This window comes from Yinghuangia seranimata, from assembly GCF_029953285.1.
GTDB lineage: Bacteria > Actinomycetota > Actinomycetes > Streptomycetales > Streptomycetaceae > Yinghuangia > Yinghuangia seranimata.
In genome coordinates this window covers 62,306-87,101 of sequence record NZ_JASAOI010000024.1, presented here as the reverse complement: position 1 = coordinate 87,101, position 24,796 = coordinate 62,306, and the positions used below count along the sequence as shown (strand labels likewise).

At 73.8% G+C, this 24,796-nt stretch carries 21 protein-coding genes; 11 read left to right on the top strand and 10 right to left on the bottom strand.

The window, feature by feature from the left end; all coding sequences use genetic code 11:
* Positions 1–9: 9 nt before the first annotated feature.
* Positions 10–3,387: a S8 family peptidase gene (locus QI554_RS17060; protein WP_281470835.1), complete on the bottom strand. Its 3,378-nt coding sequence runs from the start codon at positions 3,385–3,387 to the stop codon at positions 10–12.
* A 206-nt stretch (positions 3,388–3,593) separates the two neighbouring features.
* On the opposite strand from QI554_RS17060, the gene QI554_RS17055 reads away from it, so the two are divergent.
* Positions 3,594–4,013 (top strand): YciI family protein, encoded by a 420-nt coding sequence (locus tag QI554_RS17055; RefSeq protein WP_281470834.1) that lies wholly within the window; start codon positions 3,594–3,596, stop codon positions 4,011–4,013.
* Complete coding sequence (locus tag QI554_RS17050) at positions 3,986–5,380, top strand: RNA polymerase sigma factor (protein ID WP_425527995.1); 1,395 nt, start codon at positions 3,986–3,988, stop codon at positions 5,378–5,380. Before QI554_RS17055 ends, QI554_RS17050 begins: the two co-directional genes overlap by 28 nt.
* 10 nt (positions 5,381–5,390) lie before the next feature.
* Here the strand turns inward: QI554_RS17050 and QI554_RS17045 are convergent, their stop codons facing one another.
* Complete coding sequence (locus tag QI554_RS17045; RefSeq protein WP_281470833.1) at positions 5,391–5,756, bottom strand: winged helix-turn-helix transcriptional regulator; 366 nt, start codon at positions 5,754–5,756, stop codon at positions 5,391–5,393.
* A 230-nt stretch (positions 5,757–5,986) separates the two neighbouring features.
* On the opposite strand from QI554_RS17045, the gene QI554_RS17040 reads away from it, so the two are divergent.
* Entirely contained in the window at positions 5,987–6,817 is an 831-nt protein-coding gene (locus QI554_RS17040; RefSeq protein WP_281470878.1) for an NAD(P)-dependent oxidoreductase, read from the top strand.
* Between the two features lie 36 nt (positions 6,818–6,853).
* On the opposite strand, the gene QI554_RS17035 is transcribed toward QI554_RS17040, so the two are convergent.
* The gene (locus QI554_RS17035) at positions 6,854–7,750 is read right to left on the bottom strand and encodes a GNAT family N-acetyltransferase (protein ID WP_281470832.1); all 897 of its coding nucleotides are present in this window, start codon (positions 7,748–7,750) and stop codon (positions 6,854–6,856) included.
* Positions 7,751–8,434: 684 nt separating this feature from the next.
* Between QI554_RS17035 and QI554_RS17030 the strand changes: the two genes are divergently transcribed.
* The 4 genes from QI554_RS17030 (at position 8,435) to QI554_RS17015 (ending at position 10,667) form a co-directional block, all read left to right on the top strand.
* Positions 8,435–8,836, top strand: coding sequence for a MerR family transcriptional regulator (locus QI554_RS17030; RefSeq protein ID WP_281470831.1), 402 nt, complete (start codon positions 8,435–8,437; stop codon positions 8,834–8,836).
* A gap of 128 nt (positions 8,837–8,964) precedes the next feature.
* Positions 8,965–9,300 carry a thioredoxin gene (trxA, locus tag QI554_RS17025; RefSeq protein WP_281470830.1) on the top strand — a complete coding sequence of 112 codons (336 nt, stop codon included), beginning with the start codon at positions 8,965–8,967 and terminating at the stop codon, positions 9,298–9,300.
* A gap of 78 nt (positions 9,301–9,378) precedes the next feature.
* Complete coding sequence (locus tag QI554_RS17020) at positions 9,379–9,990, top strand: RNA polymerase sigma factor (protein WP_281470829.1); 612 nt, start codon at positions 9,379–9,381, stop codon at positions 9,988–9,990.
* Positions 9,987–10,667 carry a hypothetical protein gene (locus QI554_RS17015; RefSeq protein ID WP_281470828.1) on the top strand — a complete coding sequence of 227 codons (681 nt, stop codon included), beginning with the start codon at positions 9,987–9,989 and terminating at the stop codon, positions 10,665–10,667. Before QI554_RS17020 ends, QI554_RS17015 begins: the two co-directional genes overlap by 4 nt.
* Here QI554_RS17015 and QI554_RS17010 read toward each other — a convergent pair.
* A complete protein-coding gene (locus QI554_RS17010; protein WP_281470827.1) occupies positions 10,588–11,589 on the bottom strand; it encodes a tellurite resistance/C4-dicarboxylate transporter family protein in 1,002 nt (333 codons plus the stop codon). The two genes, QI554_RS17015 and QI554_RS17010, sit on opposite strands and share 80 nt — an antisense overlap.
* 361 nt (positions 11,590–11,950) lie before the next feature.
* Between QI554_RS17010 and QI554_RS17005 the strand changes: the two genes are divergently transcribed.
* The 3 genes from QI554_RS17005 (at position 11,951) to QI554_RS16995 (ending at position 14,643) form a co-directional block, all read left to right on the top strand.
* Positions 11,951–12,271, top strand: coding sequence for an STAS domain-containing protein (locus QI554_RS17005; RefSeq protein WP_281470826.1), 321 nt, complete (start codon positions 11,951–11,953; stop codon positions 12,269–12,271).
* Between the two features lie 337 nt (positions 12,272–12,608).
* On the top strand, positions 12,609–13,424 hold the full coding sequence (locus QI554_RS17000) for a cyclodityrosine synthase (RefSeq protein WP_281470825.1): 816 nt from the start codon (positions 12,609–12,611) through the stop codon (positions 13,422–13,424).
* Complete coding sequence (locus tag QI554_RS16995) at positions 13,414–14,643, top strand: cytochrome P450 (RefSeq protein ID WP_281470824.1); 1,230 nt, start codon at positions 13,414–13,416, stop codon at positions 14,641–14,643. The genes QI554_RS17000 and QI554_RS16995 overlap by 11 nt, the downstream gene beginning before the upstream one ends.
* Positions 14,644–14,720: 77 nt before the next feature.
* Here the strand turns inward: QI554_RS16995 and QI554_RS16990 are convergent, their stop codons facing one another.
* From QI554_RS16990 to QI554_RS16980, 3 genes are all read right to left on the bottom strand, one after another.
* On the bottom strand, positions 14,721–15,854 hold the full coding sequence (locus QI554_RS16990) for an alkene reductase (protein ID WP_281470823.1): 1,134 nt from the start codon (positions 15,852–15,854) through the stop codon (positions 14,721–14,723).
* The gene (locus QI554_RS16985) at positions 15,851–17,122 is read right to left on the bottom strand and encodes an MFS transporter (protein WP_281470822.1); all 1,272 of its coding nucleotides are present in this window, start codon (positions 17,120–17,122) and stop codon (positions 15,851–15,853) included. Before QI554_RS16985 ends, QI554_RS16990 begins: the two co-directional genes overlap by 4 nt.
* A 139-nt stretch (positions 17,123–17,261) precedes the next feature.
* Positions 17,262–18,044, bottom strand: coding sequence for an SDR family NAD(P)-dependent oxidoreductase (locus tag QI554_RS16980; protein ID WP_281470821.1), 783 nt, complete (start codon positions 18,042–18,044; stop codon positions 17,262–17,264).
* A 128-nt stretch (positions 18,045–18,172) separates the two neighbouring features.
* Here QI554_RS16980 and QI554_RS16975 point away from each other — a divergent pair, with 128 nt between their 5' ends.
* The gene (locus QI554_RS16975; protein WP_281470820.1) at positions 18,173–21,838 is read left to right on the top strand and encodes an AfsR/SARP family transcriptional regulator; all 3,666 of its coding nucleotides are present in this window, start codon (positions 18,173–18,175) and stop codon (positions 21,836–21,838) included.
* 98 nt (positions 21,839–21,936) lie between these two features.
* Here the strand turns inward: QI554_RS16975 and QI554_RS16970 are convergent, their stop codons facing one another.
* The 3 genes from QI554_RS16970 to QI554_RS16960 form a co-directional block, all read right to left on the bottom strand.
* On the bottom strand, positions 21,937–22,776 hold the full coding sequence (locus QI554_RS16970; RefSeq protein WP_281470819.1) for an alpha/beta fold hydrolase: 840 nt from the start codon (positions 22,774–22,776) through the stop codon (positions 21,937–21,939).
* A gap of 47 nt (positions 22,777–22,823) precedes the next feature.
* The gene (locus tag QI554_RS16965; protein ID WP_281470818.1) at positions 22,824–23,696 is read right to left on the bottom strand and encodes an SAM-dependent methyltransferase; all 873 of its coding nucleotides are present in this window, start codon (positions 23,694–23,696) and stop codon (positions 22,824–22,826) included.
* Between the two features lie 69 nt (positions 23,697–23,765).
* Positions 23,766–24,671 carry a LysR family transcriptional regulator gene (locus QI554_RS16960; RefSeq protein ID WP_281470817.1) on the bottom strand — a complete coding sequence of 302 codons (906 nt, stop codon included), beginning with the start codon at positions 24,669–24,671 and terminating at the stop codon, positions 23,766–23,768.
* Between the last annotated feature and the right edge of the window lie 125 nt (positions 24,672–24,796).

The window sequence follows — 24,796 nt, the reverse complement described above, 5'->3', positions numbered from 1 at the left end:
GCGGACGGACTACCGGCCCGCCACCCGGAAGGCGCGCGAGACGGTCTGCTTCAGCCCGTTGCCGTCGGTGTCGCGCACGGTCGTGCGCAACGCCACGTATCCGTCGCCGCGGAACGGTCCCGGCGGCGGGGCGATGACCTTGTACTGGCCGTGGCCGACCGGAACGGCAGGCAGCCGGAGCCAGGTGCGGCCGCCGTCGACGGACGCCTCGATCCCGAACTCCTTGATACGCGGCCGGCTTCCGTCCGGACGTTGGACGGTCGCGGTCATGATCAGCGGCCGGTCGGCCGCTGCCGCGTTGTTGATGTCGAGATCGGCCTCCACGCGGACGATCGGGAGCGGCACGGAGCCGTCCGTGCACCCGCCGTCGGCCGGGCGGGCCGAGGAGAACGTCCACGTCGCGTCGATGTTGTTCCCCAACTGTCCTGCGGGGTCGTCGCGTTGCGCCTCGAGGTGGAGCGCGTAGTCGGCCTTGTCCGCGGACATGCCCGGCAGTTCGCCGAACTGGAAGGCGTCCGTCGAGGCGACGAGCTTGCCGTCCTTCGAAAGCGTCATTTTGCCGGTGGTGTTGCCCCACCACGTGGCGTTGTGATCGGCGGCCGGGGAGCCGAACGGCGAGAACACGACCGTCCCGGTGTCGCCGCAGCGCCCCATGCCCCCGACGGGACCGACCGGCGCCCTGTTCCAGGACTCCGCCGTGGTACGGCCCAACGGGTAGGCCACCGGCGGCCCTTCTTCCATCGCGGTGTCGCTGCCGAAGACGCCCACCCACCGCAGCCCGGTCCCCACGGTGAAGTACTCCTTCGCGGTGCCGGGCACGGCCACGCTGTGGAACCAGCCGCTCCAGGCCGGGTCGCCGGGCCATCCGGCGAGCCGGGAGACCGTCGCAGTGCCGGTGCCGCCCTGGGTGTGCACGCTCACGTCGGCGACGGCGAGTTCGGCGGTCTTCACGTGCAGCGTCGGGTCGGCCGGGATGCCGCCGTCGCGGGCCAGCGCGAGGTTGTACGCGGGTGAGCCGCTCGCGGCCGGTCCGCTGAGGTACGCGTCGATCCGGTACGAGAACGGGTGGCTCGTCGTCGCGACGGGCACCGCGTACGCCTCGGTCGCCGGGTCGTACAGCGTGGCGTCGAACCCGGTCCGGCCGCCGCCGATGTCCTCGCGGAAGCCGAACCTGCGTCCGTCGACCGTGGTGTCGCGCTGGTCGAGGTCGACCTTGGCCGGCAGTCCGGCACGCGCGTCGAGCGTCACCGCGGTGTCGCCGGAGACGGTGACGTCGGGCCGCGCGACGGCGGTCCAGCTGCGCGGGTGCGCCGCGGTCGCGTCGGTGTGGATCATCGCGCTGACGGTGTACCGCCCCTTGGGGAGGCGGGCCGCCAGCGCGCCGCCGTCGACCACGCGCAGCGGGAAGCCCACACCGGTGTCGAGGTTGATCACGTAGGCGCCGCCGCCGACCATCGGGCCGCCGTCGCGGTCGAAGGCGGTGACGCGCAGGTCGTACAGCTCCGGCTCGTCGTAGACACCGATCGCCGTGCGTATGAGGACGGTTCCGTCGGGCCCGCTGGCGGTCAGCACTCCCCCGTACGTGCCCGCGCCGATGGCCGCCGGGTCGGCGGTGACCGTCGCGTCGGCCGTCCCGTGCGCGGGCATGGTGACCTTGGTCGCGCCGAGCCGCACCGGCAGCGTGCCGCCCGGGTCGGGGACGGCGGCGAGGTCCAGCGTCAGCGGGGTGTCGGCGTCGTTGTGGTACGTGACGGTGCGCGTGACCGGGCCGTTCGTCGGCCAGCGCAGGTACGTCGACAGCGCGCCCGGGCTGGCGTACGCCGTGTGTGCGACCGCCGCCGCGATGTTGACCCGCCCGGTGCCCTGCTGGAACACCCCAGCGTCGCCGGGCGTGGCCGCCCCGATGAGCGCGTCCTTGAGCTGCGCGCCGGTCCAGTCGGGGTGCTGCTGCGCGAGGATCGCCGCCGAGCCCGCGACGTGCGGCGTCGCCATCGAGGTGCCGCTGAGGCGCGTGTAGTGGTCGTCCACGGGCTGGCCGAGCGAGGTGCCCGCGGCGCGCGCCGCCGTGATGTCGACGCCCGGAGCCGTGATCTCCGGCTTCACCTCGTGGTCGAGGAGCCGCGGGCCCTGGCTGGAGAACACCGCCCGGTGGTTGTCGCCGTCGACCGCGCCGACCGTGAGCGCCGCGTCGGCGACACCGGGCGTGCTGACCGTGCCGGGGCCGGAGTTGTTGCCGGCCGCGATGACGAACAGCGCGCCCGAGGAGGCGCTGAGCGCGTTCACCGCCTGCGACATCGGGTCGGTCCCGTCCGTCGGGCCGGCGCCGAGGCTCATGCTGACGACGCGGGCCTTCTGGGAGACCGCCCACTCCATCCCGGCGATGATCTCCGAGTCCGAGCCGCGGCCTTGGTCGCTGAGCACCTTGCCGACGAGCAGCTGTGTGTCGGGCGCGACGCCCTTGTAGCGCCCGCCGGACGCCGCACCGCTGCCGGTGATGATCGACGCGACGTGCGTGCCGTGGCCGTGCCCGTCGACGGCGCCCTTGGGGTTGCCGGTGAAGTCGGCGGACGCCGCGACGGCGTCGGCCAGGTCGGGGTGCGTCGCGTCGATGCCGGTGTCGAGGACCGCGGTGCGGACGCCGGCCCCGGTGTACCCGGCGCGCCACGCGTCGGGCGCGCCGATCTGCGGGACGCTCTTGTCGAGCACCACGTCCACGCGGCCGTCGAGCCATATGTGCGCGATACCGGGCGCCAGGGTGCCGTCGGTGCCGGGGGCGAGCCGCGAGCCGGCGGGCGCTGCGGCGACGGTGCGCCAGAACTCGCCCGCGTCGGCCTTGCGTTCGCCGACCGCCTGGGCGCTGATGCTGGGCAGGTCGCGTCCGGCTGCGGCGGTCTTGGCGACGGAGCCCCGGGCGTTCGGCGCGAGCGAGGCGCCGCCGTCGTAGCGGACGATCAGCGGCAGCACGGGCGTCGAGCGGTCGTCGAAGCCCTGCCGGACCAGGCCCGTCACGTCGAACAGCGCCGGGTCGAGGGCGCCCTTGGTGAGTAAGGCCAGCGCGTCCTCCGGGACGACGCTGACGTCCTTGCCGCGGGTCTGGGTCAGGAACGACACGCCGGTCCGGCCGGGTCCCGGCCGCGGCATGACGGCCTGTTTGCCGTCCGAGAACGTGTCGACGGCGACGGTGTCGCCGGTCAGCAGCGTGACCGTGGCGTGCGCGACGGCACCCTGGCGGGCGCCGGACGGGGCCGGTCCCGGCGACGTCGCGGCCGACGCGGGCAGCGCCGCGGCGGCGACGACGCCGGCGGCCAGCGCCGCCGCGACCGGCGGACGCAGGGCGAGGCGGCGTGGCCGACGCCCGGACGGACGCGGTGGATCGTGGAGGGGCATGGGCGGGTCTCCCGTTCCGGAGCTCGCGTGCCGCGCGTCGGCACGGGCTTCTCGAACGGAGGACCACGCGACGTCACGGCGAGGTTGCCCGGCCCCACGGAGGAGCTGGAAAGGTTTTCCGGCCGGGGTGTCGATCCGCGTCCGCGCCGTTCGACCTGTGTAGTGAGAGGGTCGAAAGGCGCCCCTACACCGCAAGGAGTCGGATCGTGGCGAAGTACATGCTGATCATGCGAGGCTCGGACGAGTCCGTGGCCAAGATGATGGAGACCCCGTTCGAGGAGATGCTCGAGACGGTCGGCCGGTACAACGAGGAGCTGATCCGCGCCGGCGTGCTCGTGGCCGCCGAGGGGCTGGACGATCCGTCGCAGGGCGTGGTCGTCGACTTCAGCGGCGAGACGCCGGTCGTCACGGACGGGCCGTACGGCGAGACGAAGGAGCTGTTCGGCGGCTTCTACCTCATCGACGTGGCCTCCAAGGAGGAGGCGGTCGAGTGGGCCCGGCGGCTCCCGGCGTTCCCGGGCAGCAAGTGCGAGGTCCGGCGGGTGCCGGGCATCGACGAGTTCCCGCAGGACAACGAGTGGATCGTGAAGGAGCGCGCGTGGCGCGAGCGGACCGGCCAGCTCTGAGCACGCCGGAACCCGGGCCCGGTCCCGAGCCCGGCACCGGGCCCGGTGACGACACCGGGCCCGACAGCGGCGCCGGCGCCGGCCTCCGGGCCGACGCCGCCGCGCGGCGGGCCGTCGAGGCGGTGTGGCGGATCGAGGCGGCGCGCATCGTCGGCGCGCTGGCCCGCTACACCGGCGACTTCGCGCTGGCGGAGGACGTCGCCCAGGAAGCCGTCGCCGAGGCCCTCGTCTCGTGGACCCGCGACGGCACACCGGACAACCCGGTGGGCTGGCTGCTGACCACCGCCCGCCGCCGCGCGGTCGACGGCTTCAGGCGGCGTTCCGCGTTGGACGCGCGGTACGCGCTGCTCGCGGCGCCGCTCACCGAGGGCGAGGCCGACTCAGGCGGCGGCACCGGGCACGCCGCACCGGGCGACCTGCCGTGGGACCCGGACCGGGTCGACGACGACGTCCTGGCACTCATGTTCGTGGCGTGCCACCCGGTGCTGTCGCCGGAGGCCCGGGTGGCGCTGACGCTGCGCGCGGTCGGCGGCCTGTCCAGCGAGGAGATCGCGCGGGCGTTCCTGGTGCCGGTGCCGACCGTGCAGGCGCGGATCACACGGGCGAAGAAGACGATCGCGGCGGCCGGCGTGCCGTTCGAGCTGCCACCGGCCGACGAGCGCCGCGAGCGGCTCGGCGGGGTGCTCAGCGTGCTGTACGTCGTGTTCACGGAGGGTTCGACGGCGACCGGCGGGGACACGCTGCTGCGCACCGACCTCGCGTACGAGGCGGTGCGGCTGGCCCGCATGCTGGCGGCGCTGCTGCCCGACGAGCCCGAAGTGCACGGGCTGCTGGCGCTGTTCGAGCTGACCGCGGCGCGGTTCCCGGCCCGCACCGGGCCGGACGGCGAGGCGGTGCTGCTCGAGGACCAGGACCGGCGGCTGTGGGACCGCTCCGCGGTACGGCGCGGCCTGGCGGCGCTGGGCAGGGCCTCGGCGGCCGGGCGCGGGCTCGGACCGTACGGCCTCCAGGCGGCGATCGCGGCCTGCCACGCGTCGGCGCCGTCGGTCGCCGAGACCGACTGGGACCGCGTGGTGGTGCTGTACGAGGCGCTCGGCCGGGTGGCGCCGTCACCGGTCGTCGAGCTGAACCGGGCGGTCGCCGTGGCGATGGCGGGCGCGCCACGGGAGGCACTCACGCTGGTGGACGAACTGGCGGCCGCCGGACGGCTGTCCGGTTCGTACCTGCTGCCAAGTGTCCGCGGCGAGCTGCTGATCCGCCTGGGCCGCACCGACGAGGCGCGTGAGGAACTGGAGTTCGCCGCACGCCTGTGCGGCAATGCCCGCGAACGCACGGTGCTGCTGCGCAAGGCGGCCGCGCTCGAGTAGGCCCGCGCCCTCAGCCCACGCCGGCCGACCGCGGGGCGTGCGTGTCGCCCAGGATGTGCTCGGTGCCCCAGGCGCCGAGCGGCGCGAGGGCGGCGTTCAGCCGGATCCCGGCGTCGGTCAGGAAGTACTCGACCCGCGGCGGGACTTCGGCGTACGCGACGCGACGCACGATGCCGTCCTCCTCCAACTCCTTGAGGTGCGACGCCAGCACCTTCACCGTGATCCCGGGAATCTCGCGCTGAAGCTCGCCGAACCGGATCCCCGGCCGCGCGGTGAGCGCCCAGATCACCATGACCTTCCACTTGCCGCCGACCACGCCCATCGCGGCGTCCAGGCCGCAGGTGTAGCGGCCGGGCCGCATCCGCTCGCTCGCCATCGGGGCCGAACCCTCCTCGCCGGAAACCATCCTTCCGGGCAACCCCGCCCGGACCTGGATGCTTCCCCTCGAGTAACCGGTCACTTCGAAGTGCGTACTTGAGCGCGTCCGGCCGCCCGGCGAAGGTGGTGGACATGCCGACGAACGACTTGAACAACGCCCTGACCAGCACGAACACCCCCGCCGACGAGAGTTCGCGCCGCTCCCTCACACTCCTCGGCCTCGGCGCCATGGGGACCGCCTTCGCCCGCGCCTGGCTCGCCGCCGGCCACGACGTGACGGTGTGGAACCGCACGCCCTCCAAGGCCGCCGCGCTCGCCGACGAGGGCGCCACCGTGGCGTCGAGCGCCGCCGAAGCCGTCGCGGCGAACCGGCTCGTCGTCACGATCCTGCTCGACGACGCCTCGGTGCGGGAGGCGTTGGACGGGGTCGAGCTGACCGGCAAGGACCTCGTCGACCTGACCACGGGCACCCCGGCCTCCGCGCGTGCCCGCGCCACATGGGCGGACGCGCGCGGCGCGCGGTTCGTCGACGGCGGCATCATGGCCGTCCCCACGATGGTCGACGTCCCGCAGGCGGGCGGCTATGTGTTCTACAGCGGCTCCCCCGAGTTGTTCGAGGAGCACCGCGAGACGCTCGCCGTGCCACTGGGCACGAAGTTCGTGGGCACCGACCCCGGCTTCGCGAGCCTTCACGACATCGCTCTGCTGAGCGGCATGTACGGGATGTTCGCCGGGGTCACCCACGCGTTCGCGCTCATCCGCGGCGAAGAGGGCATCAAACCGACCGAGTTCGCGCCCCTGCTCGCCGACTACGTGGCCGCCATGGGGCACGTGATCCCCGCCACCGCCGCCCGCCTGGAGAGCGGCGACTACACCACCGGCGTGGTCTCCAACCTCGCCATGCAGGCGGCCGGCGTGCCGACCTTCACCGGGACCGCCGAGCAGTACGGCGTGAGCACCGAACTCCTGGCGCCCTTCTTTGCCCTGATGCAGCGTCATGCGGCGGAAGGGGGCGGCGGCGCGGACACCGCCGCGCTGGTGGACGTGCTGCGCGGCTGACCGACGCGCCGGCCCGTGAGGTGCGGGGCCGCCGCGTCACGCGTCCGCGGTCGGCGTCAGGTCGAGCTGGAACTCGTGGGCGGTGTGCGTCGGCCGGTAGCCGAGGCGGTCGTTGACGCGCTGCATGTGCGGGTTGTTGTCGGCCGTGTCGGTCACCAGCCCGTCGAGCCCGGGGTGGCGCTCGCACGCGCGGACGATCGACAAGGCCTTCATCCAGCGGGCCAGGCCGTGGCCCCGGTGCTCAGGCAGCACCGCGGTGCCGTAGTGCACGGCGTCACCCGTCCCGTCGCCGGGGACGACGAGCTCGGTGAAGCCGACGACCGCGCCGCTCGCGTCGTCCACGGCCGCGACGGTGTACAGCAGTTCACCCCGCGAGGCGACGGCACCGGCGGCGGACCGCACACGGTCGAGGTCCCACACGACGACGCCGTAGTCGACGGCGCCCATGGGCATGTCGTCCATCGCCCGGCGCGACGCCACGTAGGTGTCGGCGAACGCGTCGGGCACGAGGCCGTCCCACTCGACCAGCCGGTACCCGGGGTGCGGCGTCCCGGCGAGTGCCGACAGCGCGGGGAGATCGGCCTCGGCGGGGCTCAACCTCGCGTACGTCAACGTCAACGCGACACGGAAGCCTCGCGCGGCGAGGAACGCGGCGCCCGGCGTCCCGGCGTCGGCCTGCGCGACGAGACTGCGCCGCCCGTCCTCACGCGCGGCCGCCGCCGCGGCCTCCAGCAGCGCGGTCCCCGCACCCCGACGCCGCTCGGCGGGATGGACCTGCACGTCGATCTCGGCCAGGTGCCGCTGCCCGCCCTTGAGCAGCAGCCGCAGAAAAGCCGTCCCGACCGGAACCCCGGCGTCAGCGGCCAACCACGCAAGCCGCCGAGAGGACGAGCTCTCGTCAGGATCGGCGAGAGCGGTGAGGTGCAGAGGCAAGACGGAACTCCGGTGAGACGGGACGTCAGATCGATCCGCGCGACAGACCTGACACGACGCCCAGGCGGCCGAGTGCGCCGACCCTACGCGAGGGTCGCGTCGAACGGGGACGATCCGCGCGCAGCGGACATCGAGCTCCACACCAGAGTCCGGTGACGCGAGTGTGACGCGAACACCCCCCGATGAGGGAGTTCTGGTGATTCGCATACGTGACGGCAAAGTGATGGGGGATCCGAGGTCGCGCGCCCCACGCTGGAACGAACCCCGGCAGCGCAACGAACCCCAGCAACAAAACCCGCCCCGCACCCCAAGCGAAACCGCAGCCCGGCAGCGCAACAAAACCAAGCAGCAAAACCCGCGCCGCCCCACACGCAAACCGCAGCCCGGCGGACCAAAACAAACAAAGTGCGTCCACACCCCGCGCCCCTCCCGCCAGGTGCGAGGTAGTCAGCGCGGACGGCCCGCGGGTCAAGGCGCCCCGTCGAAGCCAAGACAGGTCACCTGACCCGCGTCAGCGACAACGCGCCTTGACGCGCGGGCCGTCCGCGCGAAAATCAAAAAGCGGGAGGGGCGTCAGGCCACCACCAAAAACCAGGTCAGGAACGGTGCGGCCAGAAGCCTGGCGTTGACGCAGACGTCAAGGTCTACCGTCGGAGAGAAGGCCTGGTCGGAGGAAGGAGCCACATGCGGATCGGCGAGCTCGCGGAGCGCGCAGGCACGACCACGCGCACCCTGCGCTACTACGAGTCCCGAGGCCTCCTCGCCGCACGCCGAGGCGCCAACGGATACCGGGACTACGACGAGGCCGACCTGCGGCTGCTGGAGCAGATCCGGGTGCTGCAGGACTTCGGGTTCGACCTCGAGGACACCCGGCCGTTCGTGGACTGTCTGAGGGCCGGGCACGACGCGGGGGACGCGTGTCCCGCGTCGTTGGACGTCTATCGCGCCAAGCTCGCCGAGCTCGACGCCTGTATCGCGCGCATGCAGGACGTCCGTGCCGAGGTGGCCGCACAGTTGGCGCGGGCCGAGGTCGCGGCCGATGCCGGAATCCCCGGCGGGCCCGATCCGAAGTGCCATCTGTCGTAATCCTGTTCGCCGCCTAGCCGCGGCCTGACGCATCCGGACGCGGACCGCCGCGCTCGGGCGATGTCTCCTGCCCGCCACCGCCCCCGGCGGGCGCAACCGTCAACGAACCGTGAGGAGAACCGAGAACCATGTCCATCTCCACCAAGGCTGCCGTGCCCGCCGTCACCGACGCCACCTTCGCCGACGAGGTGCTTGCCTCGGACGTGCCCGTGCTCGTCGACTTCACCGCCGCGTGGTGCGGGCCCTGCCGGATGATCGCGCCGGTGCTCGCGGAACTCGCCGCCGAGGAGGACCGGTTCCGCATCGTGTCGCTCGACGTCGACGAGAACCCCGCGACCAGCGCCGCGTACGGGGTCATGAGCATGCCGACGCTGATGCTGTTCCGCGCCGGGGAGCCGGTGCGTTCGCTGGTCGGTGCGCGTCCGAAGCGCCGGCTGCTGGCCGACCTCGCGGACGCGCTCTGAGGACCTGCCCGTAACGTCCGTGGGGCGGTGGACCACAAGCCTGCGTACGCACCCCACCACCGAGCCCCACGGAGCAGCATGTTGGACGAGATACCCGACCGGGCCTCGATAGCCCGGATCGCGCACGACCCCGACGCGCTCGAGGACTTCTACCGGCGTCACATCGACGCGGTGGGCCGCTTCGTGGCCCGCCGCGTCGACGACGCGCACACGGCCGCGGACCTGACGGCCGACGTTTTCATGGCGGCGATCCGCGGCGCGGCGTCGTACCGGGGCGGTCCCGGCGGCGACCGCGCGTGGTTGTACGGCATCGCCCGGAACGTCGTCGCGGACAGCCGCCGCCGCGCGCTGCGCGAACTCGACGCCCGGCGCCGCGTCGCGGGCCGCCGCCTCCTCGACGAGGACGACATCCAGCGCTTCGAAGAACGGTTCGCGGCGGAGTCCGAGGCCCGCCGCGTCTACACCCGCCTCAACGAACTCCCCCAGGGCGAACGTGAGGTCATCGAGCTCGTCGCGATCGACGGGCTCACGGTCACCGAGGCCGCGACGGCGCTCGGCATCAGGGCCGTGACGGCGCGCGTACGCCTGCACCGTGCCCGCAAGGCGCTCGCCGCTGTGCCGGCCGCACCGGCCGTCGCCTCCGAAGCCGCCCCGCACGTCCGCATCACCCCGTCGGAGGTCAACGCATGAGCACGCGATTCGAGGACCGGCTGTTGGCGGAGCTGCGGGAGGTCGTGGCCGGGGAGCCCGAGCCGACGGTGGCACGGAGCACAACCGCATCGGGGTTCCGCACGTGGCAGCCGTGGCGCAAGGTCGCGGCGCTCACCGCAGGTCTGGTGGTCGTCGGCGGCGGGGCGACAGTGGTGGCGTCGTCGGTGCTGTCCGAGAACGGCATGTCCAACGACATCCGTGCGGTGGACGTCGGCGTCCCCGGGGAACCCGGGTCCGGGATCATCGCGAAGGGCTCGCTCGACGGGGCCCCGTGGCTGGTCCGCGCGGCGGTCGAGAGCCCGGTGAGGATCTGCTACACCGAGGAACGCGGCCTGATCAGGGAGGCCGGCACGTCCTGCGAGACCGTCACGCCGCAGATGGCGGGCGACCCGGGCTACTGGGGCTGGGGCGGGATCCAGGGCATGACCGAGGGCGCCACCGACGGCTACGCGTGGGGCACCGGTCGCGCGGGTGCCGCCGTGGACCACCTCGAGATCAGCTGGCCGGGCGCGAAGGCCCCGGTCGTGGTCCGGCCGGTGGAGGTCGCGCCGGGGGTGCGGGCGTTTACGTTCCTGGTCAAGGCCCACAACGGGGGCCCGAACGTGAAGGTTCGGGGGTTCGACGCTCAGGGCCGCGAGTTGAAGACCCCGCTCTGAGGAGGCGGGCGGCCAGTCCGTACGCGACCAGCGCCCACACGATGACGGCGACCCACAGCAGCGCCCGTCCGAGGTCGTCGAGCCAGGCGACGCCCGCCGCGGTGGACGTGGACAGCGACGCGGCGGCGGTCATGCCCAGGGGGAAGACCGTGGCCCAGCGGCGGATGTCGTAGCGCAGTCGCGGGCGGAGGAGTTCGCAGACGGCGAGTACGGCGTACCAGGCGAGCGCGAGGCCGAGCAGCACGAGCGTGGTCGTGCGCAGAGCCTGGTGCGCCGTGCCGGTCCACTCCGTCGAGGCGGTCAGTTTGGATCCGGCGAGGGTCGAGATGGACAGCGCGCCGGCCGCGATCCAGTGGTCGCCCGCGCCGGTGAGGACCTGGCGGAAGTCGAAGCGGACCAGCGCCTCGACGTACAGCACGAGGCCGAGCAGGAACAGCACCAGGGCGGTCCACATCAGCCAGGTGGCGTCCTCCAGGCCGGCGAGCGTGGCGCCGAGCACGGCGAGTCCCTGGGTGGCGACGCAGACCAGGAACGCGGCGCCGGGCATGGGGCGGGACCAGTGCCTGAGGACGCCGACGAGCAGCACGGGCCACACCGCGGCGGCGACCACGAGGAGCGCGGCGGCGACGCCCGTCCAGCCGAGCACCGCCAGGCGGGTGCCGAGGACGGCGGTGCCCGCGACGCCGGTCAGCGCGGGCGGGCTGTCGGCGCGGGTCGACCAGCCGGCCCGGTCGTGCAGCAGGAGTTCGACGAACTGGACGGCGAGCACCACCCAGACCGCACCGGCCAGGCCGAGCAGGACGCGGGAGAACGTCTCGTGGCCGGTGAGGTGCAGTCCGACCGACACAATGCCGGTGGCCATGACGATGCTGCCCGACGCCGGGGGGATCTCGCCCCACCACGGGGCCGCGGCTACCCTCATCCCTCCATCCCACCCCGGCCCGGTCGAGCTCACCACCGGAGCGCGACCCGGGCGGAGGGCCGTCGCGGGTCCCCCGTCGACGCGGAATCGACGAACCTCGTCAATCGCCTTGACCACAAATCACCCCAAGGAGTGAACTCCTCGGGGTGATCCCGCATCCGGGCTGTGCGGCCGTCCGGGCGACGCCTAAGTTGGGTTCCGGAGACTCCAGGTCGACGCAGGTGAACCCAAAGGGATGAGCGCTATGGGGCCGCGGCACGTCTGGCTCGCCACACACGGACGCCTCCGAACACATCAGCAACCGGCGCACGCGCGGTCGAGACCGTGCCACGGCGCCCGCACGGACGGCGGTCACCTGACCGTGCGCCTCACCGACGGCTGCGCCGTCGCCGAGCTGCGCGGCGAGGTCGACATCGCCGTCGTCAACCGGTGCGCGCCGCGGCTCGACGAGCTGGTGGCGCGCCCGCACGGGCTGGTCGTCGTCGACCTGTCGGGGGTGTCGTTCCTCGACTGCGCGGGGCTGCGCATGCTGATCCGCATACGCAGCGGCACCCAGGTGCACGGCGACCGGCTCGCGGTGGTGTGCGCGGAGCCGCGCGTGCTGCGGCTGTTCCGGCTCACCGGGCTGCAGGGCGTGTTCCGTCCGGTGCCCACACTCCTCGCCGCCATGCGGCCTGGGTGACGACGGCCCCGCGTGGCCTTGGCGGAACCTCCGAACCTCGGGCCCGCGAAGGGGCGGGCGCGCCCCGCCCGGCGTCGCGGACCCGGCCCGCGTGTGTACCGGATATGACGAGAACCGGGACCATGTCTTCCGTTTCGCCTCCGACCAGGAGGTTTCCGACAACCACCGGGTCGGGCGCGGGGTCTTGGAGGTTTTCGCACCGCCGCCGCCTTGCGTCCGGGCGCAGGATTTGCTCGTCGTTGACACGCTCCGCAGTCGCTCGTTGACTGATCGCGTCGCCGCCACACCGGGAGCACGGGGCTCCCAGGGACTAGCGGCGCCGCGAAGGACCGATCCGTTGACGACATCGACCGACGTCTTGACCCTCGCGCCCCCTCCGCCCGAAACCGGTGGTCCACCGGGGAGTTCCGGGCCCACGACCGGCCTGGCGGCCGACCACACCGCAGACCCCGGAGCCGCGTTCGCGGTCCGCCCGTACACCGCGCACTGCCAGGTGATCTACGCCGAAGGCGAGCACGCGGTGATCGGGATCTCGCCCGGCAACAGCTACTTCTCCGCCCGCCGCGTCACCGACCTGGCCCGTTGGGGCCTGGCCCGGTTCGCGCGGGTCGACCTCGTGTACACCGACCTGCACGTCGCGGAGATGTACGAGGCGCTCGGCTACCCGGCCGACGACGCCCGCCGCAAGGCGGTCAAGAACCTGCGCGGCGTCCGCGCCAAGGTGAACGGCGCCGTCGAGGCCGTCGACACCGGCGACGGGCGCATCCACGCGCACGCCATGTCGTCGTTCACGGGCAACCCCGCCTATCGCGAGATCCATGAGCACATGGGCGAACTCCTCGCCTCCGACCCGCAGTTCCGCGCCGTGTGCGACTCGCTCGTCGACGCGTTCCTGACCGCGAAGGTGCTGGACGGCAAGGCCGGCACCGCCCGCCAGCGCGAGGTGTGCCTGGAGTACGTCCGCGCGGAGGCGCCGCTGTTCCTCGACACCCCCGCGATCCTCGGGGTGCCGAGCTCGCTCAACTGCTACCACCAGCTCCTGCCGATGGCCGAGCTGTTGTACTCCCGCGGTTCCGGCCTGCGCGCGTCGCGCAACCAGGGGCACGCGATCGTCACGCCCGCAGAAGCAGAGGGAGACCACGATGGCCGCTGACACGACGACCTACCGCGCGGCGGCCGAACCCGCCGCGGGCGTGGACGCGCTGCCGGGCTTCCCGTTCTCCTGGCGCGGCGACCGACTTCCCGACGACATCGGGGCGTTGCGTGACGAGCCGGTCAAGAAGGTCCGCACGATAGCCGGCGACGAAGCGTGGCTCGTGTCCTCGTATCGGCTGTGCAGGCAGGTCCTCGAGGACCGCAGGTTCAGCCTCAAGGACACCTCGGCACCCGGCGCGCCGCGGCAGTACGCGCTGACGATCCCGCCCGAGGTTGTCAACAACATGGGCAACATCACCGGCGTCGGGCTGCGCAAGGCGGTGCTCAAGGCGATCAACCCCAAGTCCGAGGGCCTCGAGGACTGGATGCGCGGGCACGCCGCCGAACTCGTCGAGGGGATGCTGGCGCACGGCGCACCCGTCGACCTGCGCGCCCGGTTCGCCAACCCGTACTCGGAGGCGCTGCACTGCCGCATCCTCGGCATCCCGCAGGCGGACGGGCCGCGGCTCGCGGAGAGCCTGGACATCGCGTTCATGAACTCGGCCTGCCCGGTCACCGCGGCGAAGCTCAACTGGGACCGCGACATGGCCTACATGGCCGAGCGGCTCGACGACCCGGCCACCACCGGGCTCGTCGCCGAGATCGCCGCGCTGCGCGCCGACCCCGACTACGCGCACCTCACCGACGAGATGCTCGCCACGGTCGGCGTGACGTTCTTCGGCGCCGGGGTCATCTCGACGTCGGCGTTCCTGACCATGGCGGTGTTCTCGCTGCTCCAGAACCCGCGGGTGTGGGGCGAACTGCGGGACGACCCCGCACTGATCCCGACCGCGCTCGACGAACTCCTGCGCGTCAACCTGTCGATCGGCGACGGCCTGCCGCGGCTCGCGCTCGAGGACGTGCGGCTCGGCGACGTGACGGTCGGGAAGGGCGAACTGGTGTTGGTGCTGGTGGAGGGCGCCAACTTCGACGCCGACGAGTTCGAGGACCCGCACCACGTCGACATCCGGCGCGCGAACGCCGGCACCCACCTGTCGTTCGGCGGCGGCCAGCACTACTGCCCGGCGACCGCGCTCGGGAAGAAGCACGCCGAGATCGCCGTCGCGACGCTGATCGAGCGGATGCCCGAGCTGCGGCTCGCGGTGCCGGTCGAACAGATCGTGTGGCGCACCGGGTTCATGAAGCGCATGCCGGAACGGCTGCACGTCATGTGGTAGTTCGGCGCGCCCGCAATGCCGCCGGCCCGGACCCTGGGGTGGGGTCCGGGCCGGTTCCGGCGTTGCGGGGATGTCGTTCAGAGCGCGGGGACGAGGGCCTCGTTTTCGGCGGTCTCGGTGAGCGTCGGGTAGTCCGTGTAACCGTCCGCGCCGCCGGTGTACATGAGGCCGTGGTCGCGGACCTGGTTGACGGGGGCACCGGTGCGCAGCCGCTCGACCAGGTCCGGGTTGGCCAGGAACGGACGCCCGAGCGCCACCAGGTCGGCGCCCGCGGCGAGCAGCCGTTCGGCGGCGCCCTTCCCCCCGTCTTCCGGCAGCGGGCCGCCCCAGCCGAGCACCGGGTTGGCGATCAGCGTGCCCGGCCACGCCGCCCGCAGGTCGCGGAACAGCTGCTGGTCGGGATCGGCGAACACGATGTGCAGGTACGCGGGGCCGATCCCGGCGAGCGCGGTGACCAGCGCGGGGTAGATCGCCTCCGTGTCGCCTTCCGCCATGGCGTTCGCGGTGACGCCGGGGGCGATGCGCACGCCCACCCGCTCGCCGCCGATCGCGTCGACGACCGCTCGGACGACCTCGACGGTGAACCGGATGCGGTTCTCCACAGGGCCGCCGTAGGCGTCGGTGCGCCGGTTGGTGTCCTGGCCGAGGAACTGGTGCAGCAGGTAGCCGTTCGCGGCGTGCACCTCGACGCCGGCGAACCCGGCGGCGACCGCGTTCCTGGCGGCCTGGGCGAAGTCGGCGACCGTGGAACGGATCTCGTCGACCGTCATGGCGCGCGGCGGCACGGCGGGAAGGGAGCCTTCCGGGGTGTGCATGGCGTCGGGGAACGGGACCGACGACGGCGCGAGCGGCTGGTGGCCGCTGGTGGCGGGGTGGCCGATGCGTCCGCCGTGCTGGAGCTGGAGGAACATGCGGCCGCCCGCGCCGCCCACCGCGCCGGTGACCTGGCGCCAGCCCGCGACGTGCGAAGCGCTGTAGATGGCCGGGATGTTGGGGTACGTCGCGCCGACCGCGTTGGGGGTGGTGGCCTCGGCGATGATCAGGCCTGCGTCGGCGCGCTGTGCGTAGTACTCGGCCATGATCGGCTCCGGAGTGCCGTCGGCGGCCGCCCGGTTGCGGGTCATCGGGGCCATCACGAGCCGGTTCGGGAGGGTGAGTCGGCCGAGACGCGCGGGCTGGAACAGGTCGGTGGTGGTGGCGTTGGCGGTCATGACGCGGTCCCTTCGGAACGACGGGCGGGGAAGCCGTGGGTGCGGGCCGCCAGGACGACGGCGAGGACGGGGACGAGGAGGACGAGGGCGGTCCAGGCGATCGAGCGGGACCCGAACTGGTCGAGCAGCAGGCCTCCGGCGAGTCCGCCGCCGGCCATCGCCGCGTTCCACACGGAGACCAGGGCGGCCTGTGCGGCGTCGGCGGCGTCTCCGCCCGCCTCGCCGGCGGCGGTCTGGAGCAGTGTCGGGACGCCGCCCCAGCCGAGCCCCCACAGCGCGGCCGCGGCGAACACCACCGGGGTGCTGTCCGCCCACAGTGCGAGGGCGGTGGCGGCCACCGCGACCAGCACGGTGCTGGCCACGGTCAGGGCGCGCAGCCTGCGGTTGATGAACACACCGACCAGCCAGATCCCGAGCAGGGACGCGGCGCCGAACACCAGCAGCACGACGTCGGTGTCGCCGCCCAGGCCGAGTTCGTCCAGCAGCGTGGCGATGTACGTGTAGAGCAGGGTGTGCGCGAGGACGAACACGAGCGTGACGACCAGGACCGGCGTGACACCGGGCACCCGCAGCGCGGCCCGCATCGGCATGCCGTCCGCGTGTGGACGGCCGGGCTGGTCGGGGACCAGGGCCGCGATCCAGGCGAGCAGCCCGAGGGTCAGTCCGGTCATGATCAGGAACGCCGCACGCCAGTCGACCGCTTCGCCGAGGAACGTCCCGGCCGGAACACCGAGGGACAACGCGACCGGGATGCCAGCCATCGCGACGGCGACCGCCCGGCCCTGGAGGTGCGGAGGCGCGAGATGCCGTGCGTATCCGGCGAGCAGTGCCCAGGCCAGGCCCGCTGCGACACCCGCGACGAAGCGGGCGCCCATGGTGACCGCGTAGGACGAGGACACCGCCGTCACGGTGTTCGCGGCGGCGAAGCCGGCCATCGCGGCCAGCAGCAGCCGCTTGCGCGGCCACGCGGAGGTGGCGGCGGTCAGCGGTATCGCGGTCAGCGCGGTGCCGACGGCATAGACGGTCACGGTCTGCCCGGCCGCGGACTCCCCGACCCCGAGGTCGCCGCTCATCGCGGGCAGCAGGCCGGCCGGCAGGGTCTCGGTGAGGCTCGTGATGAAGACCGCGGTGGAGAGGGCCAGCAGCGCGGGCAGCGGAAGGCGTCGGCGTTCAGGCGGGGGCGGGGCCGCGGGGCGTGTCGAGGAGGTGGGGGAGACCGGCGCGGAGGCCTTGGTGCTCGAGGTGGACGCGTGCGCGGTGGAAGACATGGCGGGATGTCCCTTGGTCACGGGTGGCGGGGAGTGGCGAGGGCGAGTGGCGAGTGGCGAGTGGCGAGTGAGCGCAGGCGGACGGGCACGGCCGCCTCGCGGAGGTGTGGACCGGGGGATGCGGCTCGGCCCGGGCGGGTCAGCCCAGGGCCGCTGACGGCCCGAAGTCGGGGTCCGGGCAGGAGGCGAGTCCGCCGTCGACCGCCAGCACGGTGCCGGTGGTGAACGTCGCGTCGGCTGCCAGGAACAGCGCGGCGCGGGCCACCTCCTCGACGGAGCCGCGGCGGCCCAGCGGGGTCGTGACGCGTCGGCTCCGCGTGGCGTCACGCGCCCCGGACGAGGCGGGTTCGGTCTCCCGCGCGGTGTCGATGGCGCCGGGTGCGACGGCGTTGACGCGTACGCCCCGGTCCGCCAGTTCGGCCGCGAGCACCCGGGCGAGGGCGCGCGTCGCCGACGCCGTCATCGCGTGGACGCCGGCGCCGGGCGTTCCCGGCCGGCAGGCGTCCGCGCCCGACGTGGTGAAGACGATCGCGCCGTCGTCGGCCACCAGCGGCGCGAGCGCCCGGGCGGCGTAGAAGGCGCGTTTCGCGGCGACGGCGAACGGCCGGTCGCCGTGGACGTCGCCGGACCCGGCGGCCTGGCCCGAGGGGTCGGCCTCGGTGGTGACGAACAGCATGTCGAGGGCCCCGAAGGCGCCTTCGACGACCCCGGCGAGCGCGTCGGCGGCGTCCGGCTCGGCCGGGTCGCACGCGGTGATGCGCGCGGTGGGACCGAGCTGGGCGGCGGCGTCCGCGAACTCGTCCGGCGCGCCGCCGGTGAGCAGCACCCGGGCGCCGCCCTCGACGAGGCGCTTGGCGATCGCCAGCCCCAGGCCCGTGGCACCGCCGACGACGACGGCCTTCCGGCCCGCGTACTTCGCCATGATCCGCTCCCTCCGGCCGCACCGACGTGGTGTGTTCTTTCCGACGAGGACGACTCTGCTCGCACGCGCTTCGGGTCGGCTGATGATCCACTGACGGTGCGCTCAGGGCGGCTGTGTAGCGTGCAGGCATGCGGTTCGGGGTGCTTGGTCCACTGGCGGTGTGGGACGCCGCCGGGGTACCGGTCACGGTCCCCGAGGCGAAGGTCCGCGCGCTCCTGGCGATCCTGCTGACGCACGAGGGCCGCACGGTTTCCACCGACCGGCTGATCGACGACCTGTGGGGCGACGACCCGCCCGGCAACCCCGCGAACGCTTTGCAGGCCAAGGTGTCGCAGCTGCGGCGCGTGCTGGGCCGCGACCGGGTGGTGCGCCAGGTGCCGGGCTACCGGCTCGTGGTCGATCCGACGGCCGACGGGTCCGAGGGCGGCGTCGACGCCGAGCGCTTCCGCGTGCTGGCCGCCGACGCCCGTACGCTCGCCGACCCGGCCGCACGGGCCGCGCGGCTCGGCGAGGCCCTCGCGCTGTGGCGTGGCCGCGCCTACGCCGACTTCGCCGACGAGGAGTTCGTGCGCGCCTCCGCACACCGGCTCGAGGAACAGCGGCTCGCGGTGGTCGAGGAGCACGCCGAGGCCAGGCTGGAGGCCGGCGACGACGTGCTCCTCACCGGTGAGCTCGCCGACCTGGTCGCCCGGTACCCGCTGCGCGAGCGGCTGCGCGCCGTGCAGATGCGGGCGCTGTACCGGGCGGGACGGCAGAGCGAGGCGCTGGCGTCGTACGCGGATCTGCGCGACAGGCTGGCCGACGAGCTCGGCCTCGACCCCGGTCCCGAGCTGACCGCCCTCCACGAGGCGATCCTGCGGCAGGACCCGGCGCTGGACGCTCCGACCGCGCGGGGAGCCACTGCGGGCATGGCGAGCGGGGGTGGGGCCACGGGGGTGCACAGCTCCGTTCCCGGTTCCGCGGCCGCAGCGAGCGCGACCGCAGTCGCGAGCACGCCTACGCCTCCCGCGCCCGCCCGTCCGCCCTCCAACCTCCCGGCCACGTCGACCCCGCTGGTCGGCCGCGACGCGGCGCTCGCCGAGGTCACGCGGGTGCTGGCCGGAGCACGGCTCGTCACGCTCACCGGCCCCGGCGGCGTGGGCAAGACCCGGCTCGCGCTCGAGGCCGCACAACGGCTGGCGTCCGGCGCGTCGTTGACCGTCGGGGACGGCCGTCCAGGTCCGCCCGCGGACGGCGTGCCACGCGGCGGCACGGACGCGGAGCCCGACGTTCGACAGGCCTCCCCGTCCGGCACGGAGTCGGCCGTAGGGGGCGGCCGACCAGGCCCGTCGGCCGGCGGCGCGCCGCATGGTGGCATCGACGCGGAGTCCGACGTTCAGCGGGTCTCACACAGCACGACCGATGGCACCGTCACCACGCACCACCGCGCCCTCGGGTCTACGGCGGCGCACACCGCGGCCGCCGAACTCCGGCACTCGGCGGACCCCGCGCTCGACACGTTCGTCGCGGCAGCGGAGTTCGGCGGTCCGACAGACCCGCGCGGCACGCCTGGCGGCGCCGCCCGGCCCACGCCCACGATGCCCGGATTCCGCGACGGGGTCTGGTTCGTCGAGTTCGCCGGGCGGCACGGGGACGCGGCCGAACTCGCCGGGGAGATCGCGTTCGCGGTCGGGCTCCGCGACGACACCCCGGCGGGTGTCCCCCGGATCGGCATGCCGACCGCGCCCGCCGACCGCCTCGCGCAGGCGCTGCGCGACAGCTCCGTCCTGCTCGTCCTCGACAACTGCGAGCACGTCGTCGACGCCGCCGCGGAGTTGGCCTCGTTGCTGCTCCGCACGGCGCCTGGCGTCCGGATTCTGGCGACCAGTCAGGAGCCGCTCGCGGTCGCGGGCGAGGCCGTCGTGCTCGTGGAGCCGCTGGACTCCGCCGAGGCACAGGCCCTGTTCCTGACGCGGGCGGCCGCCGTCGCGCCGGGCTTCACGGCCGAGGACGACGCGGTGGCGGAGATCTGCCGACGCCTGGACGGCATTCCCCTCGCGTTGGAGCTCGCCGCGACCAGGGTGCGCGCGCTCGGTGTGCGCGGGCTGGCCGACCGGCTCGGCGACCGGTTCAGGCTGCTGACGTCGGGACGCCGCGACGCGCCCGCACGGCAGCGGACGCTGCGGGCGGTCATCGACTGGAGCTGGGAGTTGCTCGCCGCGCCCGAGCGCATCGTCCTGCGGAGGCTGGCCGTGCACCGCGACGGCTGCACGCTCGACGCCGCCGAGGCGGTGTGCGCGGGCGACGGCGTCGACGACGTGGACGTCCTCGATCTGTTGACCCGGCTCGTCGAACGTTCGCTGGTGGTGGTCGTCGAGGGACCTGCCGGGCCGCGCTACCGGCTGCTGGAGACGGTGTCCGCCTACGCACTCGAACGGCTGCACGAGATGGCCGACGAAACGGACACCCGCGCCCGGCACCTGCGCTATTACCGAGAGCTCGCGCAGACCGCCGAACCCCACCTGCGCGGTGCCGGCCAACAGGAGTGGCTGGCCCGGCTCGACGCCGACGCGGCGAACCTACGCGCCGCGTTGGACGAGGCGTTGGAGGGTGCCGACCCGGCCGCCGCGACCGGGCTGACCGTCTCCCTCTGCTGGTGGTGGCTGCTGCGCGGCCGCCTCATCGAGGCCCGGCGGCGGCTGGACGCGGCCCAGGCGGCGTCCCCGGACGACCCCGAACTCGCTCTTCTGCAACGCGCCTTCGCCCTGATGACCGGCGAACGCCCCGCCCTCGCCGCCAAGGACGACCGGCCCGTCGCCGACCAGCCGCGTCGCGGCCGCGCGCTCTGGTTGTGCGCCTACGGGGAGTTCAGCGCGAGCGACATGGCCGCGAGCGCGGAGCTGAACGACGCGGCGGTGGCCGTGTTCGCGGCGGCCGGGGATCGGTGGGGTGTCGCCGCAGGCCATGCGCTGCGCGCGATGCACGGGCTGTTCACCGGCGACCTGACCGCCCTCGAGCACGACGGGCTGCGCGCGGCCGATGCGTTCCGTGAACTCGGAGACCGTTGGGGTGAGTTGCAGACGGTCTCCCCGCTGGCCGCGCACGCCCAGATCATGGGCGACTACGCGACGGCCGAACGACGCCAGCGGCAGGGGCTGGCGTTCGCCGAGGAGCTCGGTCTGCACGCCGAGGTCTCCGCACGGCTGTCCGGGCTCGGCCGCCTCGCGCTGCTGGCCGGAGACTGGCCGCAGGCCGCCGCACTCCACGAGCGGGCACGGCGTTTGGCCGCCGCCCAGGGCTACCGCTTCGGGGAGGCGGCGGCCGAGACCGGCCTCGCTCTCGGCGCGCGCCGGTCCGGTGATCTCGACGCGGCCGAGGCGCGCCTGCTGAGCATGCTCGAGCGGTATGTGTCCCCGGCCGGCGACCACCTGCGGCACGCCGAGCTCGGATTCACCTCCGAACTGCGTGGTGACCGTGCCACCGCCCTCGCCCGCCAGCTGCGCGGCCTGAAGTACGCGTTCGACCTCGCCGAGCCGCGGGCGTTCGCGTTGTCGCTGGAGGGCCTGGCCGGGGCGGCGTCCCTCACCCGGGACGACGAAGGTGCGACGACAGCGGCCCAGCTGCTCGGCGCCGCCGACGCCGCCCGGCGCGGCGTGGGCGCCCCGCTGCCGGACGCGGAACGCGGCGACGTCGACCGCATCACCGCCCGCACCCGCGAAGTGCTGGGCGCGGAGGCGTTCGACGAGGCGTTCCGGCAGGGCGCGAAGCTGACGCCGGAGGACGCCGCACAGCTCGCACGCACGCGGCTTGGGTGACCCCCCGGTCGACGCACGCTCCCGCAACGGGGCCATGACGAACGGCCCTGTTCAGGAACGCGGTTCGGGCTCCCGGAAGCTGCTCGACCCGTGCCGCGTCAGGCAGCGCCCGTCCGGCTGACGAACCCGACGATCTGCTCCACCGTCGCCTTCGCATGCGTCAACAACCCGCCGTGCGCTCCCCCGGCCACGCGCACGAACTCGCCCTGCGGCAGCAGTGCCGCGGCCGCCTCTCCGCCCGCGGGTGGGAAGTACGTGTCGTGTTCGAACGCCAGCACCAACGCGGGCACTCGGATCTCCGCGAGCGCCGCCATCCGGTCGCCGTCGCGCATCCAGTCGCGGGCCGCCGCGGTTTGGCCGATCTCGCCGTCGGCCGAGGTCCACACGTCACTCGGCTCGCCGAGCAGAGCCAGCCATTCGCGCAGCCGGGCGTCGTCCTGGGTGAGCGTGTCGGGCGGGAGCAGGCTGGTGAGCACGGTCAGCGTCGCGTACGCGGGCGGGATGCCGCCGGTCAGGGCGATGAGCTCCTCCTCGGCGCGCAGCGTGGCCTCCAGGACGCCGCTGAGCGGACCCGCGCCGGCCAGCAGCACGAGGGAGCGCACCAGGTCGGGCCGGGTGCGGGCGAGGAGTTCGGTGGTGAGGCTGCCGAGGGAGTAGCCGACCACGGTGGCGCCGGTGACCCCGAGCGCGTCCATCAGGCCCGCGAGGTCGCCCGCGAGGTCCGCGACCGCGTACGGCGCGGGCGGGGCGTCGGACGGCGCGACCCCGCGCGCGGAGTACGTCACGACCTCGAACCCGGCGCCGACGAGCGCGTCACGCAGCCCGCAGAAGTCCCAGACGCCGGGCGGCATTCCGAGGCCGCCGGAGAGCACGACGGGTGGGCCGGCGCCGACCCGGTCGTAGGAGATCCGGACACCACCCGACACGACGACGTCCACAGCGTTCCCTCCGATCTGCGTGCCCCCGCCGGCGCGACGCGGGCCGGTCAGTTCTTGCGGCCCACTCCTCCGTACAGCCACACGAGGCTTTCGTCGTACTCGCCGTAGGCGCCGTCGTACGGGTCGTCGTCCGGGTCCCATTCGGGGAGCGGCACCAGACCGGGCTCCACCAGGTCGAAGCCGTCGAACAGGTGGAGGATCTCGGCGCGTTCGCGCAGGACGGCGGGCGCGGTGGCCCGGTTGTAGATCTGGGCGCCGCCGCGGGCGCGTTCGGCGTCGAAGTCGGCGCTGGTGTGCGTCAGCACGAGGTAGCTGCCGGGCACGAGCGCGTCCCGCAGTTCGGCGACCAGCGCCGCCGGGTCCTCCTCGTCGCGGACGAAGTGGAGCAGCGCGACCAGTAGCACGGCGACCGGCTTGCCGAAGTCGATGACGCCGCGGACCTGGGGGTGGGCGAGGATCGTGCCGGGCTTGCGGACGTCGGCCTCGACGTACGAGGTGCGGCCTTCGGGCGTGCCGCGCAGCAGCGCCCGCGCGTGGACCAGGACGATCGGATCGTTGTCGGCGTAGACGACCCGTGCGTCGGGGGCGAGTTCCTGGGCGGCCTCGTGGGTGTTGCCGACCGTCGGGATGCCGGTGCCGACGTCGAGGAACTGGCGGACGCCGCGCCGGGCCAGGTAGCGCACGGCGCGGCGGAGGAAGAGCCGGTTGCCGCGTGCCGACGGGCGGGCGCTGGGCGCGGCGGCGATGACCTGCTCGGCGGCCTCGCGGTCGGCGGCGAAGTTGTCCTTGCCGCCGAGGTAGTAGTTGTACATGCGGGCCGGGTGCGGACGTGTCACGTCGATGCCCGGCGGCACGTAGCTGTCGACCTCGTCCAGGCGCGGCAGCTGCCAGATGTCGCGCGGTTCCCCCGTGGTGGACATGCCGTCTTCCTCCCGGACTCCCAGACCTCTGACTCCGGCGGCCGTCCCCACCACCGCCTGTGGCGAACGCTACCCGATCAGGGTCGCACTCTCCCGGGCGGCCGCACCCGCGGCCTGCGCGAACGCGCCTATCGCGGGCGTGTGTTCGGCGGCACGCCAGAGCAGGCCGTAGCCGATCGGCTCGACATCGGCGAAGGACACATAGGTGACGCCGGGACGGGTGTAGTAGTCGGCGGTGTGCGCGGCGGTCAGGAGCGCGCCGCGGCCCGCGGTGACCATCATCAACGCCTCCTGCATGTTCGTGACGGCCGGGCCGCGGCCGATGGGGCGCCCCGAGGGTGTGGCGTCGGGAGCGTGCGCGTCGCGCCAGTGCGCGGGGACGTCGGCCGCGATGCCCAGCAGCGGGACGTCCGCCAGGTCCTCCATCGTCACCTCGGCGCGTCCGGCCAGGGGATGGCCGGCGGCGACGGCGAGGACACGGGCGTCCCGGGCCAGGACCGGTCCCTGGCCGAGGCCGGGCTCCGGTGCGGACAGTTCGACGAGCTGGACGTCGAACTCTCCGCTGCGCAGCTGCCCGTAGGGGTCGGTGAACAGGACCTCGCAGATCTCCACGGCGAGTCCCGGGTGGCTGACCCGCAGCGCGTCGGCTGCCTTGAGCACGATGTCTCCGGCGAGCGGTGTGGAGAAGCCGACGTGCAGCACCGCGTCGTAGCCGAGTGCCACCGCGCGGGCGCGGTCGACGGCGTCGTCGAGGGCGCGCCGCAGGGGCGCGAGGTCGTCGCGGAGACCGCGGCCGACGGCGGTGAGCGCGACGCGGCGGCTGGTGCGGGCGAACAGCGGTGCGCCGACGCGGCGTTCCAGGCGCTGGACGAGCTGGCTGACGCGCGAGCGCGACAGGCGCATGCGCTCGGCGGTGCGGCCGAAGTGCAGTTCCTCGGCCAGGATCAGGAAGCAGTCCAGCTCGTCGCGTTCCACCGGTGCTCCCTTCGTCGGCCGCACGCCGCCCCGGCCCGGTGGCGGCCCGCGGTCGTCGCTGCAAGCTCCGGATCGTGCAGCTGAGCTGCATGAACGGTCAGTTCTTCGGCGTTGTTCCCGCGCGG